Origin of the sequence: Photobacterium angustum (assembly GCF_003026365.1) — a bacterium.
Taxonomy (GTDB): Bacteria; Pseudomonadota; Gammaproteobacteria; order Enterobacterales; family Vibrionaceae; genus Photobacterium; species Photobacterium angustum.
The window spans coordinates 1-994 of record NZ_PYOM01000047.1; the positions used below are offsets into that span (position 1 = coordinate 1).

Annotated in this window: 1 pseudogene; it reads right to left on the reverse strand. The window is 41.2% G+C overall.

The annotated features are described in order from the left end of the window. Positions 1–994: pseudogene (locus tag CTN01_RS22535) on the reverse strand (T1SS-143 repeat domain-containing protein); the annotation flags it as partial.

Here is a 994-nt window from a genome sequence, read left to right on the forward strand (position 1 = left end):
GTAATAGTGGCTAAGGTATCTTTGATGATGGTGTCTGTGGCTGATACTTGGTTACCTGCAATATCAACAGTATCAGCGATGACAGTGAGCTCACCTTCGCTAAGTCCTGTTAAGTCAGCATTATCAACTGTCCAATTACCATTAATGACGGTGGAGGTATAGATTTTTTCTAATCCGTTACTATCGGTGATGGTAATGGTAACAAGCTGCCCATCTTCGACATTTTCGATCTTACCCAATAAATCGGTGACTGGGATTTCAACGCGGTTGAGATATTCATCGCCTTTACCATCAAAATCGGCGCTAATACCTGTAAATGTGTCTTTAATAATGGTGTTGGTAGCAGACGATGTGTTACCGGCAAGATCCACTGTTTCAGCGATGACTGTCAGTTCACCTTCAACGAAATCGGTTAAGTCGGCATCCTCTATTGTCCATTTTCCATCAATCACAGTAGTTTCAAACGACTTTTCTAGGCCGTTACTGTCGGTGATTTTAATCGTGACGTTTTGGCCATTTTCAACATTGGATACTGAGCCAAAAAGATCGGTCACAGAGATTTCATCACGATTAAGATACTCATCCCCCTTACCATCAAAGTTAGCCGTAATGGTAGAAAGGGTATCTTTGATAATGGTGTTGGTAGTAGACGCTGGATTACCTGCAACATCAATAACTTCAGCAGTAACGGTTAACTTGCCCTCTGCAAGTGCAGATAAATCAACATCATCAATTTGCCATGCACCGCTTATGATTGTAGTGGTCAGGGTGATAGTTTTACCATTGCTATCTGTTACTTTTACTGTGACTGGTTGATTTTCTTCAACAAAATCAACGTCACCAAACAGGGTGGTTTTAGCGTCGATTTCGGCTTTATTTAAAAAGCTATCGCCATTAGCTTCAAAGTTCGCTGTAATTTCTGCAAGGGTATCTTTGATAATGGTGTTAGTGGCCGATGTTGTATTACCTGCAATATCGGTAGCTGTGGTCGTAA